At 38.7% G+C, this 16,649-nt stretch carries 11 protein-coding genes, 1 pseudogene, 1 riboswitch and 2 other annotated features; of the genes and pseudogenes, 11 read left to right on the top strand and 1 reads right to left on the bottom strand.

The annotated features are described in order from the left end of the window. Positions 1-9 precede the first annotated feature (9 nt). From HMPREF2731_RS10160 to HMPREF2731_RS10145, 4 genes and pseudogenes are all read left to right on the top strand, one after another. Positions 10-1,407, top strand: coding sequence for a glycoside hydrolase family 1 protein (locus tag HMPREF2731_RS10160; protein ID WP_070703756.1), 1,398 nt, complete (start codon positions 10-12; stop codon positions 1,405-1,407). A gap of 155 nt (positions 1,408-1,562) precedes the next feature. Then, the gene (locus HMPREF2731_RS10155) at positions 1,563-2,186 is read left to right on the top strand and encodes a hypothetical protein (protein ID WP_002346113.1); all 624 of its coding nucleotides are present in this window, start codon (positions 1,563-1,565) and stop codon (positions 2,184-2,186) included. Positions 2,187-2,500: 314 nt separating this feature from the next. Continuing rightward, a complete protein-coding gene (locus HMPREF2731_RS10150) occupies positions 2,501-4,594 on the top strand; it encodes an LTA synthase family protein (protein ID WP_024634950.1) in 2,094 nt (697 codons plus the stop codon). A 218-nt stretch (positions 4,595-4,812) separates the two neighbouring features. Further along, a pseudogene (locus HMPREF2731_RS10145) lies at positions 4,813-5,678 on the top strand (helix-turn-helix domain-containing protein). Positions 5,679-5,699: 21 nt separating this feature from the next. Here HMPREF2731_RS10145 and ndk read toward each other — a convergent pair. Continuing rightward, entirely contained in the window at positions 5,700-6,137 is a 438-nt protein-coding gene (gene ndk / locus HMPREF2731_RS10140; RefSeq protein WP_024634952.1) for a nucleoside-diphosphate kinase, read from the bottom strand. A gap of 171 nt (positions 6,138-6,308) precedes the next feature. After that, a riboswitch (M-box (ykoK) riboswitch) is annotated at positions 6,309-6,483 on the top strand. A gap of 341 nt (positions 6,484-6,824) precedes the next feature. Here ndk and mgtA point away from each other — a divergent pair. The 7 genes from mgtA (at position 6,825) to nhaC (ending at position 16,570) form a co-directional block, all read left to right on the top strand. Further along, on the top strand, positions 6,825-9,473 hold the full coding sequence (gene mgtA / locus HMPREF2731_RS10135; RefSeq protein ID WP_070703754.1) for a magnesium-translocating P-type ATPase: 2,649 nt from the start codon (positions 6,825-6,827) through the stop codon (positions 9,471-9,473). Positions 9,474-9,560: 87 nt separating this feature from the next. Then, positions 9,561-10,232: an HAD family hydrolase gene (locus tag HMPREF2731_RS10130; RefSeq protein ID WP_070872895.1), complete on the top strand. Its 672-nt coding sequence runs from the start codon at positions 9,561-9,563 to the stop codon at positions 10,230-10,232. Positions 10,233-10,308: 76 nt separating this feature from the next. Next, positions 10,309-10,542: a binding site (T-box leader), on the top strand. Positions 10,543-10,584: 42 nt separating this feature from the next. Continuing rightward, positions 10,585-10,823 (top strand) — a binding site (T-box leader). A gap of 58 nt (positions 10,824-10,881) precedes the next feature. Continuing rightward, complete coding sequence (locus tag HMPREF2731_RS10125; RefSeq protein ID WP_070703752.1) at positions 10,882-11,955, top strand: methionine ABC transporter ATP-binding protein; 1,074 nt, start codon at positions 10,882-10,884, stop codon at positions 11,953-11,955. A gap of 1 nt (position 11,956) precedes the next feature. Next, the gene (locus HMPREF2731_RS10120) at positions 11,957-12,637 is read left to right on the top strand and encodes a methionine ABC transporter permease (protein WP_070703750.1); all 681 of its coding nucleotides are present in this window, start codon (positions 11,957-11,959) and stop codon (positions 12,635-12,637) included. A 16-nt stretch (positions 12,638-12,653) separates the two neighbouring features. Next, positions 12,654-13,493, top strand: coding sequence for a MetQ/NlpA family ABC transporter substrate-binding protein (locus tag HMPREF2731_RS10115; protein WP_070703748.1), 840 nt, complete (start codon positions 12,654-12,656; stop codon positions 13,491-13,493). A 31-nt stretch (positions 13,494-13,524) separates the two neighbouring features. Beyond that, positions 13,525-14,748 (top strand): M20 family metallopeptidase, encoded by a 1,224-nt coding sequence (locus HMPREF2731_RS10110; protein ID WP_070703746.1) that lies wholly within the window; start codon positions 13,525-13,527, stop codon positions 14,746-14,748. 403 nt (positions 14,749-15,151) lie between these two features. Further along, positions 15,152-16,570 carry a Na+/H+ antiporter NhaC gene (gene nhaC, locus HMPREF2731_RS10105; protein ID WP_070703744.1) on the top strand — a complete coding sequence of 473 codons (1,419 nt, stop codon included), beginning with the start codon at positions 15,152-15,154 and terminating at the stop codon, positions 16,568-16,570. Positions 16,571-16,649 lie beyond the last annotated feature (79 nt).

Raw genomic sequence — 16,649 nt, 5'->3', positions numbered from 1 at the left:
GGTGCTTTGATGAAAAGATATCAATTTCCAGAAAATTTTTGGTGGGGCTCTGCAGCAAGTGGTCCACAAACAGAAGGAAGAATTTCAGGCGATGGAAAAGGAGAGAACATTTTTGATTATTGGTACAAAAACGAACCGCAAAAGTTCTTTGATCAAGTAGGACCTGAAAAAACCTCGCAAGTTTATACGAAGTATCAAGAGGATGTACAGTTGATGAAACAGACTGGGCATAATTCATTTCGAACCTCTATCCAATGGAGCCGTTTGATACCTGATGAATCTGGAACAATCAACGAAGAAGCCGTTCGTTTCTATCATCGCTATTTTGATGAGTTGATTGAAAACGGTATCGAACCCTTTGTTAATCTGTATCATTTCGATATGCCGATGTATCTGCAAGAAAAAGGCGGATGGTTGAACCGAGAAACGGTTGAAGCCTATGAAAAATACGCAAAAAGTTGTTTTCAATTGTTTGGCTCGAAAGTAAAAAAATGGTTTACCCATAATGAACCAATCGTTCCAGTCGAGGCAGGCTATTTGTATCGATGGCATTATCCGGAAGAATCAGATATGAAAAAAGCAATCCAAGTTGGTTATCATGAAGCGTTGGCTTCAGCATTAGCCATCAAAGCTTACCATGAAATGGACCAAAGCGGTGTTATCGGAATCATCTTGAATTTGACACCGAGTTATCCAAGAGACGAATCAAATCCCGAAGATATTAAAGCAGCACGAATAGCAGATGCGTTCTTCAATCGTTCATTCCTTGATCCAGCTGTAAAAGGCGAGTTTCCAAGTGAATTGATCGAAAGAATAAAAGAACTCGATCTAATGCCGGAGATCCATCCAGATGATTTGGCGATCATTAAAGAAAACACAGTAGATCTTTTGGGAATTAATTATTACCAGCCACGCCGAATAAAAGCAAAAGAAACACCAATCGATACTAAAAACGGTCCTATGCCTGAGGATTACTTCGACAATTATGAAATGCCTGGTCGTAAAATGAATCCTTATCGCGGATGGGAGATCTATGAAAAAGGAATCTATGATATTTTGATCAATGTACGAGATCATTATGGGAATATCGACTGTTTTATTTCTGAAAACGGCATGGGTGTAGAAAATGAAGCACGATTTATCAAGGAAGATGGTATGATCCACGATGATTATCGGATCGAATTTGTTCAATCTCATCTGAAATATGTCCATCAAGCCATTCAAGAAGGTGCCAATTGTTTAGGTTATCATATGTGGACATGCATGGATAACTGGTCGTGGACCAATGCCTATAAGAATCGTTACGGTTTTATTTCAGTAGATTTAGCACAAGATGGAAAAAGAACGATTAAGAAATCGGGTCATTGGTTCAAAGATGTATCAGACAGAAATGGATTTGAAGCTTAAAGAATAGCCAAGAGAGAATGTATGAAAATTCCCGTTCTTACCGCTTCAGGAAAAAGAAGTTCAATTATTTACGATCTTTTTCAACTTTTTTGTCTTTCTATTTCATTTTTTGTATATAATAGAATAGTCAAAATTAAATAGGAGTGGAGGAAGGCATGAGGAAAAAAAGACCGTTTCTTCTCTTTTGGTTATTCGGTTTTTTCTTACTGCTTATTTTATCCGCAGCATTTTCAGGAAAAATGACAGCAGATCTTGCTCAGAAAGAAACAGAAAAAATCGTAGCAAGCAAAGAATCAGTAGATAATTTCAAAAAAGAATTCTCAACTTATTGGTGGGAGGAATATAAATTAACTGCCAATTACGAAAAAGGTGAATTGGACATCTATTTGCCAAAAGGAAAAGAAGAAAATCAATTTATCAATATCGATGACGTACTTAGTGCGATTTCTCTCAGACAATATCAATTCAAAGACAAACATTTGGCCGTTTTGCTTTTGACTCATGATGGCGACAAGGTAGCTCGTTTGAAAAATGGAAAAGTGGTCACAGCTTATTCTGAAAAAGTGGACAAAAAAGTGGTGGCCGATCGACTAGCGGAATGGAAAAAAACCAATGAACAAGTCAAGAAAACAACTGCTTCTTCTCAAAAAAACGAGTCGACAGAACCAAGCCCTTCAGATTCTGGCAGTGGACAAACGATAACGGGAAATGAAGAAAATCAAGCCTCAATCATTACGAATGAGTCATCAGAAGGACAATATCAAACCTATGGACAATGAAAAACAGAGGTTGTGAAAAAGCTGTCCTGCATCAAGAAATAAGGAGCTGCGACAAGAATTTTGTCTCAGCCTCTTTTTTTTTGTACGAATACCGAGAAACTACTTTTGAATACCGTGGAGTGAAGCGGTCACCACAAGACTTTTATCTCTTCATTCGTTTAATCGCTTACATCACAGCGGTTTTATGCTGTGAAAAATGAACGGAATAATCTTTAGAAAGAATAAAAAAATCTTAAGATAACAATTTTTTTTAGGAAATTTTCATTTTTCAGGAGCAAAATAAGAAAAAATGTGAATAGAGAGAAGTGATATACGTGACACAACTTAAAAAATTGTGCCAAAATCGTTTAGCAATCGTTTTGACAGCTGTTTTCTTTTTTTGGCTGAAGACGATCATTGCTTACTATGCAGATTTTTCATTAGGTGTGGAAGGTACGATCCAGTACTTTATCTTGTGGATCAACCCGATTGCGACTACCTTATTGTTTTTTGGCCTTTCTTTGTATATTAAAAAGCCAAAGCCAGCGTTAGCCATTCTTTTGATCATTGATATTTTAAATACGCTTTTGTTGTACTTGAATATTATTTTTTATCGAGAATTCACAGATTTCATTACAGTCAAATCTGTATTAGGCTTTTCGAAAGTGTCGCAAGGGTTGTCAGGAAGCTCCTTTTCTTTGATGAAACCCCATGATGTCATCTACTGGTTGGATATCGCTGTGTTCATTGGGCTACTGGTTTGGTTGAAGGTCAAGAAAATACCTATCAAAAGCAACCCTGTCAGCAAACCGATGGCTATCGCGGTTACCTGTCTTTCAGGATTGATTTTTTCAGGAAATCTAGCGTTGAGCGAAGCCAACCGTCCACAATTACTGCAGCGGACATTTGACCGTTCCTATATTGTCAAATATCTAGGAATCGATGCGTACACTATTTATGACGGGATCAAAACAGGAATGACCAGCAGTGTTCGCGCGCATGCAAGCAGTAATGGAATTGATGAAGTTTTAGACTATACAAAGAAACATTATGCAGAGCCAAATCCTGAAACATTTGGGCTCGCTAAAGGAAAAAATGTGATTGTCCTTCATTTAGAAAGTTTTCAACAGTTTTTGATCAATATGAAGGTAGACGGACAAGAAGTCACGCCGTTTTTAAATAGTATTTTCCAGAATCAAGCAACGATCAGCTTTGACAATTTCTTTCATGAAGTAGGACAGGGAAAGACAAGTGATGCTGAAAACATGTTGGAAACTGGCACATTTGGTTTACCTCAAGGCTCATTATTCACAGAACTTGGGTCAGATAATGTCTTTCAAGCAGCACCAGCGATCCTTGGACAAACAGAAGGCTATACAAGTGCTGTTTTCCATGGGAATGTAGCTAGTTTCTGGAATAGAGATCATGTATATAAAAATTTAGGGTATGACAATTTCTTTGATCGATCTTATTTTGATGAATCCGACGAAACGTTAGGTTATGGGATATTAGATAAAGATTTATTCAGAGAATCTGCTCAATATCTTGAACATCTACAACAGCCGTTTTACACGAAATTTCTTTCCGTAACCAACCACACGCCTTATTATACGGATGACAAGAATTTCGACTTTCCATCTTTGAATACTGGCAATAGCACAGTAGATAATTATGTTCGAACGGCCCATTATCTGGATCAATCATTGGAACAATTTTTTACGTATTTGAAAAAATCTGGTATTTACCAAAATTCAATCTTTGTGATTTACGGAGATCATTTTGGGATCTCGAATACAGATAATAAAGATTTAGCAAGTGCTCTTGGTAAAGATCCAGATACATGGGATGAATTTGACAACGCACAGATGCAACGAGTGCCATTGATGATCCATATGCCTGGTTACACTAAAGGGACAGTCAATCATGAATACGGTGGAGAAATCGATGTTTTGCCGACATTACTACATCTATTGGGAATCGATGATAAAGATTATCTTCATTTTGGTACAGACTTATTATCTTCTCAGCACGATCAAGTAGTTGCTTTTCGAAATGGGAACTTCGTGACACCCAAATATACCGTCTTAGGAGGAAAAGCTTACAATAATCAGACAGGAGAAATCATCGATACGAAAGCAGCAGGAATCGACGAGGAAATCTCCAAAGATCAGGAAAAAGTCAAGACTGCGTTAAGTCTTTCAGATAAGCTGAATCAGGAAAATCTCTTGCGGTTTTATGTGCCAAACGGATTTGAGACGATTGATCCGAAAAAATATGATTATAAAAACGAAGCGGAACGTAATGAAGCAATCGAAAAGCAAAAAGGTGAACATTCGACCAGTGTCTTTTCAAAAAACGGCAATAAAACAACGACTAACCTATATCCAGTAACAGGAACCAATGCGGAGCAGCAAAAAAATAATCAATAAACAATCAAACCAACCTTCAGGGATTAGACAGCAGTCTCATGCTTGAAGGTTGGTATTTTTTATGAGAAAAACATTTTTTTATTTTTTTCGTGTATTTTTTATTTTTAACGTATCTATTTATTGAATGCGGAAAATTTAAATTGAAATAATCATTCCTCTTATTGGCAAGCATTCTGGAAAAGCCAAGGGTTAATTTCAATTAAAAAAGGAGAACTATTATGTATGATGGAGAATTGATCAAGAAGCTTCGAGTCAACAAAAAGCTGACGCAGTCCCAATTAGCGGAAGGAATCTGTTCTAAAACTTCGCTAGTCGGGATCGAGACGAATTCAGTGAAAAAAGTATCGTTTGGAACATTGAAATCATTTTTAGAGCGAATGAACATGACACTTGCCGAATATGAATGGATACGAAATCAGCTTGATGAGCCAAAAAAATTAAAGAAAAAAAGACGAATGCTAGATCGGATTCAAGAAGACAGCTTTGATCCTTACAAAGAAATTGCTAATAACCGCAGGCACTATAAGAAAACAGAAGATCTGTACTATTTGGTTTTGAATCTGCACATGTCCAAAAAAACAGAAGTATCTGAGACGGAATTCGAATTTTTGCGTTATGAATGTCGTATCATTGAAGAATATTTGATCAAGTACCAGAGTATGGTCAATTTGAAGTATCTATTCTAGCTGATTTTCCTTGGATATTCAGTGATCGGTTTATTGAGAATAATTATTTGAAAATCAAAAAAAGAATGCGACGGATCGCGCAACTGAATAATCACGAGCAGTATCTTTTTACTTTTTTGACGAATCTGACTTTGTTTTATATAGAAAATGGTCGCTTAAAAAAGGCACGTAGCGTGAATGAAGATATGAAACGGAGTTTAGCGCATAAAGAAAGAAGTACAGTGATTTATGAAACATTGATGGCGGACTATTACCAACGACTGATTTCCGCTGCTTTAGGGGAAGAAAAATCGGAAGACTACCAAGAGTTTTTCACAGTGATCGAATATACATTAGGGAAGAATCAAAGGAATTCTTTAGAGAAAAAACTGCTGGCCATTGCTAAATCCAGCAGTTAGACCAACAGTTTAGGATTTGTATCACTTCGCCGCTTTTTCAGCCGGTTTGTTTGTATCGAATGGTGGGAAAAAGCGGGCGATCTCTTTTGTTGCAGCATCACGGGAATCAGAAGCATGGATGATGTTTTCAGTCCCCGGCAGTGCATAATCTCCTCGGATCGTACCTGGAACGGCATCAGCCGCTTTTGTTGCTCCGACCATCTTACGGACGATATCGATCACTTCCTCGCCGACCAGCACAAGATAAACGACCGGACCAGAAGTCATGTAATCGATCAGTTCATCAAAAAAACTGCGTTCAGTCAAGTGCTGATAATGCTCTTTTGCTAGTTCAGGTGTCATCGTTGCAAATTTCATTTCAGCAATGGCCAGTCCCTTTGCTTCAAAACGTTGGATGATGCTTCCGACCAAATGGCGTCTTACGCCGTCTGGCTTGATAATAACAAGTGTTCGTTCCATAACAGCACCTCGTTTCCTACTATAATTCTATTATAGCGGGAGGTGGAAAATGAGACAAATAAAACTGCGTGAGACGGAAATATAACGCGTGTATTTTAAAAAAGTATGAAAAACATGGAAAATTGATTTGACATCCTCTTTTTTAGTTGTTATATTAACGAAGGAAAACCGAATAGGATTTGTTAGGTGAGGCTCCTATACAAACATAGGCTACTGCCCAAAAACGTCGAGAGACGCCAATGGGTAGAACAGGAATTGTCGAGATAAGGCTTTTCATAAGGTAGCTAAAAGCAGATATCTGCTTTTTACGTTGTACAGTGTCAAAACTCAACGATGAGATCTGAGAAGCTTTTTTGATTTGCTTTTTCAAACCTTTCGCTGAGTATTTGGCGAGAGGTTTTTTTGTTGCCGCAAATCCCATCGGTGAAAAAACAAAAAGGGAGGTGAGCGAGTTGGGAAAATAACAATTCGAAAAATGATTGGAAGTCATGAATTAAAATTACTTAGTAAAGGAGATGAGAACAAATGGATGACAGTCATTCGAAAAACAAGGATTTAGAGGAAAGGCCAGGGCTATTATCTATCTGTTCTCAGCCCCTTTCAGCATTTTCTCTATCGATCCGATAAATAGCAAAAGACCAGAAACAGCGAAAACAGCTGTCTTTTGGACACAAAGGAGAGATTGAGATGGAAAAAAAGAAAGATACACAAAAAATCTATGCAGCTTTTGCTGGAAAAACGAAGCAAGAATTATTTGAATTGTTCCATGCATCAGCAAATGGATTGTCAGAAGAACAAATCGAGCGTTCAAGAGAAACTTATGGTGAAAATGCGATTTCATATGGCAAAAAAACACCATTCATTATAGAAATATTGAAAGCATACATCACACCCTTTACATTAGTGTTGATTGCATTAGGAATTATTTCATTCATTACGGAATACGTATTAGCCGCCCCAGGAGATAAAGATCTCTTCGGTGTAGCCATTATCTTCACTATGGTTATTGTCAGTGGGACGATGACGTTGATCCAGTCTGTGCGTTCTAATCAAGCAGCTGAAAAACTGAAATCACTTGTGAAAGTAACGGCAGCTGTCAAACGAAATGGCGAGTATACTGAGATTCCTATGGAAGAAATTGTCTGCGGAGATCTTGTGCGGCTTTCAGCAGGAGATATGATACCAGCGGATATGCGTTTATTGTCCGCAAAGGATCTATTCATTTCCCAAGCAGCACTGACAGGGGAAAGCTATCCAGTAGAAAAGCATGCGAAAGTATGTGAAGACGATCAGCAAAGCGAAACAAGTTATGAAAATCTTGTCTTTATGGGAAGCAATGTCATCAGTGGAAGCGCGGAAGGAATCATTGTTTCTGTCGGAAATGACACACTATTTGGGCATGTAGCAGAAACGCTATCTGAAAAACCCATCCAATCAAGTTTTGAATTAGGCATCCACAAAACATCCATGCTGCTGATCAAATTTATGTCATTGATGGCTCCAGCAGTTATCGTTATCAATGGGCTTACAAAAGGAGATTGGTTAGAAGCTTTTCTTTTTGGATTATCTGTAGCAGTTGGTTTAACGCCTGAAATGCTTCCAATGATCGTTACGACGAATTTGGTCAAAGGAGCAAGTGTGATGGCCAAAAAAGGAACAGTCATCAAAAATTTAAATGCTATCCAGAATTTTGGTGCGATCGATGTGTTATGTACGGATAAAACGGGAACATTGACACAAGACAAAATCATTCTTGAATATCATATGGATTGTGAAGGAAATGAAGATGATCGTGTTTTGCGCCATGCTTATCTAAACAGCTACTATCAAACAGGGCTGAAAAATTTGTTAGATGTGGCTATCATTGATGAAGCAGCAGAAACTTTAGATACAGATACGATCAATTATCAAAAAGTAGATGAAATTCCTTTTGATTTTGAACGTCGCCGTATGAGTGTTGTGGTCGCTGATCCAGCTGGCAAAACACAGATGATCACAAAAGGCGCGATTGAAGAAATGTTGAACATTTCTAAATTTATTGATCTTGGTGGTATTGTCGCACCATTAACAAAAGAACGAAAAGAAGCGGTGCTTGCAAAAGTACAATCACTTAATGAAGACGGCTTGCGAGTGATTGGTGTCGCACAAAAGACCAATCCAAGCGTTGTTGGAGAATTTTCAGTCAAAGATGAGTCAGACATGGTTCTGATTGGTTATCTTGCTTTCCTTGATCCACCAAAAGAAACAACAAAACAAGCGTTGAAAGCTTTAAAAGAACATGGTGTAGCTGTAAAAGTTCTGACTGGGGACAATGAATTAGTCACACGGTCTGTGTGCCGTCAAGTAGACCTAGAAATCAATGAATTGATTACTGGTGAGAAAATCTCGGAAATGAATGATCATGAATTAGCGCAAGTAGCTGAAGACCATGAAGTATTCGTAAAATTGAATCCTCAGCAAAAAGCACGATTGACGACAGCTTTACGTAAAAATGGTCATACTGTCGGATTTTTAGGAGATGGTATCAATGATGCTCCAGCAATGAAAGTGGCTGATATCGGTATTTCCGTGGATACAGCTGTGGATATCGCAAAAGAATCAGCAGACGTGATCCTTTTAGAAAAAGATTTGACGATTTTGGAAAGAGGCCTTCTTTCTGGACGAGAAACTTTTGGAAACATCATGAAATATATCAAGGCTACAGCAAGTTCTAATTTTGGCAATATGTTTTCCGTACTGATTGCCAGTACGTTCTTACCATTTTTACCAATGTTGCCTTTGCAACTTCTATTTTTGAATCTGATCTATGACGTTTCTTGCATTTCCTTACCATGGGATCGGATGGATAAAGAATATTTGGATGAGCCAAAGAAATGGAATGCATCTAGTATTGGAAAATTCATGGTTTATTTTGGTCCAACAAGTTCGATTTTTGATATCACTACTTACTTGTTGATGTATTTTGTTATTTGTCCTGCTGTAGTTGGTGGAAGTTTCCATACATTGGATAGCTCACAACAAGTGATTTTTATCGCATTATTCCATGCAGGATGGTTCGTCGAATCCCTGTGGACACAAACATTAGTGCTCCATGCATTGCGTACACCGAAAATACCATTTATCCAAAGCAATGCAACATTTGCCATGCTGGTTATCACTACATTAGGAATCATTGTCGGTTCAGTCCTTCCATTCACAGGATTTGGTGCTGAGTTAGGCTTGATGCCGCTCCCTGGCAATTACTGGTTATGGCTGCTTGTAACAGTCGTCGCTTATCTGGCGCTTGTGACAGCTGTGAAGAAAATCTATATCCGTCGATTCCAAGAACTCTTATAAGTGATGCGGCTGGGCTCTATGCTTCTGTTCATTTTGGATCAATCATGCTAAACTAGGTGTATTGTTTTGGAAAGGATTAATGTATAGATGAAAGGTGCAATATTTGATTTAGATGGTTTGTTAGTGGATACGGAAAGAACGTATCGGGATGGTTGGCTTTGGGGATTCCAGCAATTTGATATTCATATCCCGAAAGAAATCGTTGACGCTTGGGGCGGAAAAAACTGGAAACAAAGTTTTGATATTTTAGTGCAGGTAGCAGGCAGTCCTGAAAAAGTGCAGGAAGTCCGAGCAAAGCGTGAAGAATATTTTTATCAACAGCTGACAAGTGGAGCTATCCAATTGAAACCCTACGCAAAAGAAATATTGACAGACTTAAAAGAACGTCATATGAAACTAGGGATTGCTACAACAACTGTTACGAAAAGAGCAACAGATATCTTGGATCACTTTCAATTAGCCGATTACTTTGATACGTTTACGTTCGGAGATGAAGTATCGGAGAACAAGCCTTCACCGGTCCCTTATCTGACAGCTTTGGAACGAACAGGATTAGAAGCTCCTTCAGCTTTTGCAGTGGAAGATTCTTTAGTAGGAGCGACAGCCGCTTCACGTGCTGGACTAGGCGTTGTTTTGATACCCGATTCCAGTTTTGTTCGAAATTATAGCGTCGAAGAGAAGGAAAAATTGAACCTTCTTGCGGAAGGGAAAGATCTTCGAACTGTTATTGAAATGTTAGATAAAAAAACAGAAAAATAAATATAGAAAAAATAATTTGAATTTCATGCTTGACTTTTCAGTTTTCCTCCTGTAGATTATTCCCAACAACAAAATATTGATTTCGTTGAGAAGGAAAGTAAGTTTGGAAACTTTGCAGAGAGGCTCTGGCTGGTGTGAAGAGTCAAGTAAGAAAAGCTGAAAATGGCCTTGGAGAATAATTTGTCGATAAGTAGGCAAATTCGGAAATGTTCGACCGTTAAAACGAACGCCAATCTCTCTTTTTGAGATGTTGGGCTTGAGGGAAGAAAACTTCCGAAAAAAGGTGGTACCACGATACGTCGTCCTTTTACTGACATAGTTTATGTTAGTAAAAGGATTTTTTTTTTGAATATTATTTGCATTGAAATGGTAAGTACGATAGAAGAACCTTTGACAGAGAGCTTCGGTAGCTGAGAAGAAGCAAGGAACGACTATTGGAAAATGGCCATCGAGCAATTCATCCCGAGCATAGATGTAAGGCGGTGACGGCTGCGACCGATATCTTGCTAGAGTATGATGGTACTTGAAGAGGAGTTGTGTGTGAACACAGCTTGAACATGAGGTGGTAACACGCAAAAAGGCGTCCTCAAGAAAATGACTATTTTCATTTTCTTGAGGATGCTTTTTTTATAGACAAGGAGGAATGTTAATGATTGAATTGCGAGATGTTTCTGTATGTTTCAAACAAAAAGAAAAAGAGATACAGGCAGTAGATTCTGTAGATTTAACGATTGAAAAAGGGGATGTTTATGGGATCGTCGGTTACTCAGGTGCAGGAAAGAGTACGTTAGTCCGCGTGATGAATTTGTTGCAGAAACCAACAGCAGGAGAAGTCATCGTCAACCAGACGAATTTAAGCCAGCTCTCTCCAAAAGAATTGCGAAAAGAAAGAAAGGCCATCGGTATGATCTTTCAGCATTTCAATCTAATGGAAAGTCGAACGATTTTTGACAACGTAGATTTTTCTCTAAAGTATTCTGGAAAATCAAAACAGGAACGTCGTCAAAAAGTGAATGAACTACTGGAACTTGTCGGTCTGGAAGAAAAAGCATCTGCGTATCCTAAACAACTGTCGGGGGGACAAAAACAACGAGTGGCAATCGCACGAGCTCTGGCAAATGAACCTAAAGTGTTGTTATGCGATGAAGCAACTAGTGCACTTGATCCGAAAACGACCCTTCAGATCCTTGCGCTGTTAAAAAAACTAAATCGTCAACTAGGTCTAACGATCGTCCTGATTACTCACGAGATGCAAGTTGTCAAAGAAATCTGCAACAAGGTGGCGGTTATGGAAGCTGGGAAAATCATTGAAAAAGGCAGCAGCATCCAGATTTTCAGTCATCCTGAAGAAGAATTGACTAAAGATTTTATTCGGACAGCGACACACCTTGACCAAGCATTGGAAACAATCAGTGCCCATGCTGCTTTTGCCGATCAGATTGCAAATAAATGGTTGGTGGAATTAAGTTATATCGGCAACCAGACGAACGAACCTCTAATCGCTCATCTTTACAGCAAGTACCAAGTAACAGCGAATATCTTATACGGTAATGTAGAGCTATTACAAGAAACACCCTTAGGAAGTTTGATCGTTACTTTAGCTGGAGAAACCAAACAGCGGCAAAAAGCATTGGATTATTTGATCAAATCTGGTGTAAAAGTAACTATTTTACAAAAAAACGAATTAGATAACCGTATCAAAGTCATAGAAGGAGGAAGCTAAAATGACTGAATTTTTTAAAACATATTTGCCGAATGTCTATTTGATTCCGGATGAATTCATCGAAGCGACAAAGCAAACACTATATATGTCTTTTTGGACGGCATTCATTGGTGGGATTATCGGAATCATCCTAGGTGTGACGTTAGTAGTGACGCGTCCAAATGGATTACTAGCTAACAGGCTGCTGTTCGAAATACTTGATAAGTTGATCAATATCATTCGTTCCATCCCTTTTATTATCTTGCTTTCCCTTTTAGCTTTGACTACTCGTTTCTTAGTTGGAACGACGATCGGTGCCAAAGCAGCTTTAGTCCCTTTGATTTTTGGTGTTGTCCCGTTTTTTGCCCGTCAAATCGAGAATGCACTGCTAGAAGTTGATCCTGGGGTGATCGAAGCAGCAGAAGCGATGGGCACGAGCCCAATCGGCATCATTTTACGTGTTTATTTGTTAGATGGGTTACCCGGTATCATTCGGGTCTCAGCGTTGACGATTATCAATGTGATCGGACTGACTACCATGGCCGGAGCAGTAGGTGCCGGCGGATTAGGGAATCTTGCTATATCGAGAGGATATAATCGATTCCAAACAGATGTAACGATTGTCGCTACATTATTGATTCTGGTCTTAGTTTTTTTGAGTCAATTTATCAGTAATCAACTGATTAAAAAAATCACACATTGAAAGTGGAGGAGAAAAAATGAAAAAAATTATTCGTTTTGCAGTCATTACATTTGTAGCAATTATTTGGTTGGTAGGGTGCAGCCAAGGAAAAGTAGCTACAACTGACAAAAAAGAAACGACCGTAAAACTAGGGATCATTGGGGAAGATACAGATGTATGGGACGATGTGAAAGAGCGTTTGAAAAAGGAAAACATCCATTTGGAATATGTGAAATTTACAGATTACAATCAGCCAAATGCGGCTTTAGCAGATGGATCGATCGATTTGAACTCCTTCCAACATCAATTCTTTTTAGACAATTACAATGAAGAACACGGAACTGATTTAGTATCGATTGGGAATACGGTTAATGCACCGTTGGGAATTTATTCCAATACGTTAAAAGATGTGGCTGATATCAAAGATGGAGCGAAAGTTGCCATCCCTAATGATGTCACGAATGGCGGCAGAGCTCTTCTGTTATTGCAAACTGCTGGATTGATCAAAGTGGACAAGGCAAAAGGCCAAGCGCCTACCGTTTCTGATATTACCGAGAATAAAAAAAATCTAGACATTTCTGAGTTAGATGCTTCCCAAACAGCACGTGCTTTGTCGGATGTAGACATTTCAGTCATCAATAGCGGTGTAGCTGTAGATGCTGGATTTAATCCCGCTTCTGATGCAATCTTCTTAGAACCAGTCGATGACCATGCACGTCCTTATGTCAATATCATCGTTGCAAGAAAAGAAGATGAAGACAATAAAACGTATCAAAAAATAGTAGATGCCTATCAAACAGAAGAAACAGCCAAAGTAATCGAAAAAACATCAAAAGGTTCAAGCGTACCTGCGTGGGAAACATTCGGGAGAAAATAAGAAAAAACGACTAGCATAGGAGGAAATTTTTATGACAACCACACTCTCAACAAATCAATTGAAAGATCTGATCCAATACCGTTTACCAGAATATCAAGCACTTGCACTAGCTATTCACGACCATCCTGAAGTAAGTAATTATGAATTTTATTCCTCAGCAGCTTTAATCAAACAATTGGAAAAAGAAGGGTTCTGGGTAGAAAAAGAAGTAGCTGGGCACCGAACAGGCTTTGATGCACGTTATATTTCCAATAAACCAGGTCCGACAATTGCCTTTTTGGCAGAATTTGATGCTTTACCAGGTATTGGTCATGCATGCGGACATAATTTATTTGGTACTTACTCCGTATTAGCAGCCAGCATAGTGAAACAATTCATTGATGAGATTGGCGGAGAAATCCGTGTGTATGGTACTCCAGGGGAAGAAGGAGGCGAAAATGGATCAGCTAAGGGCAGCTTCGTTCGGGAAGGTTTTTTTGAGGATGTCGATGCAGCATTATGTGTCCATCCAGCTTTTCGTTATGGGAAAACGACAGAATCTTTAGCAAATGATCCAGTTGATATCAAATTTTACGGTGTCGCTTCTCATGCAGCAGCAGCACCTGAAAAAGGAGTAAATGCTTTGGAAGCCTTGATCCAAGTGTTTAACGGAATCAACGCTCTACGCTTGCAATTGCCAAAAGATGTCAATATCCATGGAATCATTACAGATGGAGGCGTGGCGGCCAACGTCATACCAGACTACGCTGCTGGACGTTTCTATTTACGTGCAGGAAATCGACAAACATTAGACAGAGTATATGAAAAAGTGGAAAATATCGTACGAGGTGCTGCATTAAGCACGGGTACGACTTTTGAGTTTGGATTGTTCCAAAATGCAGTCGATGATGTCATCGTCACGCCTTCTTTCGATGACTTATTCTTCCAACATGCAAAAGAAGCAGGTGTTCCTGATGAAGAAATAGAAACGGAACAAAGAACAAGTCTAGGTTCTTCTGATGTAGGAAATGTCAGCCAAGTCATTCCAACGATACAGCCTACTGTAGCAATCTCTGAGACATACATTGCCGGACATACAGAAGAATTCAAAGCTGCTGCTAAAAGTGAAAAAGGACTTGCTTCTATTGCGATTGCAGCGGAATTACTTGCCAATACAGCTCTAGATTTATTGAGAGAACCCAAGCTATTAGAAAAAATCAAACAAGAACATCAAGAAACAGTAGCAAGAAAAAAACAAGAGGGCGCTACTTTCTAGTAAAAAGATAAAGTTGTGCGTGAAAGTGATAAAAATAATTTTCAGAAAAATGAAAAAATATTTTCTTTTTCATTGACAAATGATCTTATGGAAGGTAAACTTCATACAAGTCAACTTTTCACGCAGTAGCGGTTAGGTGTTTTGTTCAGAAAGTCGGTGGTCGCTGCGAATCGATCAAGCCTAATTGACGAATTACATGGAAAGTCCATACATTTGAATAATCGTTTGAAAGTGAAAAACAGATCTGTTTTTAATTAAGGTGGTACCGCGGAGTCATTCGTCCTTAGTTGAAAGCAGGTCTTTTTATTTTTATAAAGGAGGAATCGCGGATGAATTGTGGCGGAGTAATCCGATATCTTAACTTTTTTAGAACATAAGAACAACTAAAAAAGGAGAGATTATCATGGAAAAAAAAGGAACACCAAGTTTTTTAGAAGCAACACTTGTATTAATGGTCATTGTTTTAGGCATTGCGATTGGCGTTGTCGGATTAAAGGTTTCGCCTAATATCACGATTTTGGCAGCTATCGGAATGGTCATGTTGTACGCAGTGATAAAAAAATTCCCGACAGATTGGCTGCACGAAGGGATCATCAATGGCATCAAATCGGGGATCATTCCAATCTTTATTTTTATTTTAGTCGGTTCATTGATTGCTGTATGGATACAAGCAGGAATTATTCCAACCCTCATGGTCATTGGATTTAAATTGATCAGTGTCCAGTGGTTCGTCCCTTCTGTATTTGTTGTTTGTGCAATCGTAGGTAGCGCTGTAGGGAGTGCCTTTACGGTTATGTCAACGATTGGGATTGCATTTTTCGGTATTGGGACAACACTAGGACTAAATCCAGCCCTTGTAGTTGGAGCCATTGTTTCAGGTGCCGTTTTTGGAGACAAGATGTCTCCATTATCCGAATCAACAAATTTAGCAGCAGCTATTGTTGATGCCGATTTGTTCAAACACATCAAGCATATGATGTGGTCGACTGTTCCGGCATTTGTTGTTTCTTTCTTTTTATTCATGATTTTAGGACACACAAGTAAAGCCGCAAGTCTTTCATCTATTCGTGAAGTGACCGATATTCTAGAAGCAAACTTTACTATTTCGATCTGGTCACTGATTCCTCTATTTTTAATGCTCTTGTGTGCATGGAAAAAGGTGCCGGCAATTTTGACGATTTTGTTGAATATCGCTGTAGCAGTAGGAATGATCTTTATTCAAAACCCACAAACTTCCTTAACAAAGTTGGCAGGGGTCATCGAATCTGGATTTGTTTCAAATACTAGAAACCAACAAATCGATTCACTGCTTAGCCGTGGAGGAATCGAAAGTATGATGCCAACTGTGTCATTGATTATTCTAACATTGTCATTAGGTGGTTTGTTGATCGAATTTGGGTTGATCTCAACCGTTATGGAACGAGTATCAAGAAAGATGACGAACACCCCAAAATTGATTTTTACAACATTGATGACAAGCATCGGAGTAAATATCTTTATTGGAGAACAATTTCTATCTGTTATCCTGCCTGGTAATGCATTTAAAGAAACTTACGAAAAAGCAGGCTTTGATCCAACTGTATTAGGGAGAACACTAGAAGATGGTGGAACAGTGATCAATTACTTAGTGCCTTGGGGAATCGCCGGAAGTTTCGTAGCAAGTACATTTGGCATTCCTACACTCACTTACTTGCCATTCGTGTTTTTCAGTTTGCTTTCACCTGTGTTTTCGATGGTCAGTGCCTTTACAGGTTGGGGGATCTCAAAGAAATTTGTGAAACCGCAAGAAGCAGTAAGCAAGACAGCGCAATTAGAACAATAAAAACGGAAAAAGGGAGTGTGACAAAAGTCTTGTCACACTCCCTTTTACGAATAAACGGTGTTCAAAAGCCAGTTTCTCG

Source organism: Enterococcus sp. HMSC072F02 (assembly GCF_001837725.1).
Taxonomy (GTDB): Bacteria; Bacillota; Bacilli; order Lactobacillales; family Enterococcaceae; genus Enterococcus_B; species Enterococcus_B lactis.
Note: the sequence above shows the minus strand (reverse complement) of the source record. Positions and strands in the feature narration are given on the sequence as shown.

Excerpts from the sequence above, each read along its gene's own strand:
- HMPREF2731_RS10160 (WP_070703756.1), top strand. The coding sequence starts at position 10 with ATGAAAAGATATCAATTTCCAGAAAATTTTTGGTGGGGCTCTGCAGCA.
- HMPREF2731_RS10155 (WP_002346113.1), top strand. The coding sequence starts at position 1,563 with ATGAGGAAAAAAAGACCGTTTCTTCTCTTTTGGTTATTCGGTTTTTTC.
- ndk (WP_024634952.1), bottom strand. The coding sequence starts at position 6,137 with ATGGAACGAACACTTGTTATTATCAAGCCAGACGGCGTAAGACGCCAT.
- mgtA (WP_070703754.1), top strand. The coding sequence starts at position 6,825 with ATGGAAAAAAAGAAAGATACACAAAAAATCTATGCAGCTTTTGCTGGA.
- HMPREF2731_RS10130 (WP_070872895.1), top strand. The coding sequence starts at position 9,561 with ATGAAAGGTGCAATATTTGATTTAGATGGTTTGTTAGTGGATACGGAA.
- HMPREF2731_RS10125 (WP_070703752.1), top strand. The coding sequence starts at position 10,882 with ATGATTGAATTGCGAGATGTTTCTGTATGTTTCAAACAAAAAGAAAAA.
- HMPREF2731_RS10120 (WP_070703750.1), top strand. The coding sequence starts at position 11,957 with ATGACTGAATTTTTTAAAACATATTTGCCGAATGTCTATTTGATTCCG.
- HMPREF2731_RS10115 (WP_070703748.1), top strand. The coding sequence starts at position 12,654 with ATGAAAAAAATTATTCGTTTTGCAGTCATTACATTTGTAGCAATTATT.
- HMPREF2731_RS10110 (WP_070703746.1), top strand. The coding sequence starts at position 13,525 with ATGACAACCACACTCTCAACAAATCAATTGAAAGATCTGATCCAATAC.
- nhaC (WP_070703744.1), top strand. The coding sequence starts at position 15,152 with ATGGAAAAAAAAGGAACACCAAGTTTTTTAGAAGCAACACTTGTATTA.